General features: G+C 56.3%; 1 protein-coding gene. It reads left to right on the top strand.

Annotation, left to right across the window (positions count from 1 at the left end; genetic code table 11):
- Positions 1-90: 90 nt before the first annotated feature.
- Entirely contained in the window at positions 91-1,074 is a 984-nt protein-coding gene (locus ABFA30_RS23865) for an IS5 family transposase (RefSeq protein WP_410046077.1), read from the top strand.
- Positions 1,075-1,189: the final 115 nt, after the last annotated feature.

The following is a 1,189-nucleotide window of genomic DNA, read 5'->3' on the forward strand; positions in this document are numbered from 1 at the left end:
CTAAGGATTCTCCGATCAAGTCACCACAGGCCGTCTGACCTGTGCTGAAATAGCCCTCCGTCCAACTACCCTCTACAAGCCCTCCATCCCATGAGTCAGATGAGCTTTTCCGATTTCGAGTACGCCGGTAAGCGCAAGCAAACCCGTCGCGAGCGTTTCCTGGCCGAGATGGAGCAGGTGGTACCGTGGAGCGGTTTGGTGGCATTGATCGAGCCGCACTACCCAAAGGCCGGCGGTGGTCGCAAGCCGCATCCACTGGAAACCATGCTGCGTATTCATCTGCTGCAGAACTGGTTCTCGTTGAGCGACCCAGCCATGGAAGAGGCGCTTTATGAGATCACTTCGATGCGCCAGTTTGCTCGCCTGACGCTCAGTGCTCCGATCCCCGAAGACACGACAATCATGAATTTCCGGCACCTGCTGGAGAAGCACGAACTGGCCTCGGGGATTCTGGAAACCATCAACAATTACCTGCGAGACAAGGGGCTGTCGTTGCGCCAGGGCACCATCGTCGATGCCACCATCATCCACGCTCCCTGTTCGACCAAGAATAAGGAAGGTAAACGCGATCCTGAAATGCACCAGACGAAGAAGGGTAATCAGTATTTCTTCGGCATGAAGGCGCATATCGGTGCCGATGCTGAGTCGGGCTTGGTGCAGCACGTCCACGGCACAGCGGCGAATGTGGCTGATGTAACAGAGGTCGCCCACCTGTTGCATGGCGATGAAAACGTTGTCTGTGCCGATGCGGGTTATACCGGCGTCGAGAAACGGCCGGAGCATGAGGGGCGGCCGCTGATCTGGCAGATTGCGGCTCGTCGTAGCACCTACAAGCACTTGAGCAAACGCAGCGTGCTCCACAAAGCCAGACGCAAGATCGAGAAGGTCAAAGCGCAGGTGCGAGCAAAGGTCGAACATCCATTTCGTGTGATCAAGCGCCAGTTCGGTTATGTGAAGACCCGCTTCCGTGGCTTGGCCAAGAACACGGCGCAATTGACCACGCTGTTTGCCCTGTCGAATCTGTGGATGGCACGCCACCAATTATTGTCTGGTGCGGGAGAGGTGCGCCCGTGAGGGCAGATAACCAAGGCGTTGCCTTGGTTATCCAATAATCAGCGTCTGAAATCGGGCTTTTCGGCGTTCCCAAGCCGTCCATTTCCGGATGATGAGTAACTTGTTCGGAGTTTCC

This window comes from Pseudomonas sp. HLMP (assembly GCF_046365545.1).
Lineage (GTDB): Bacteria > Pseudomonadota > Gammaproteobacteria > Pseudomonadales > Pseudomonadaceae > Aquipseudomonas > Aquipseudomonas guariconensis_B.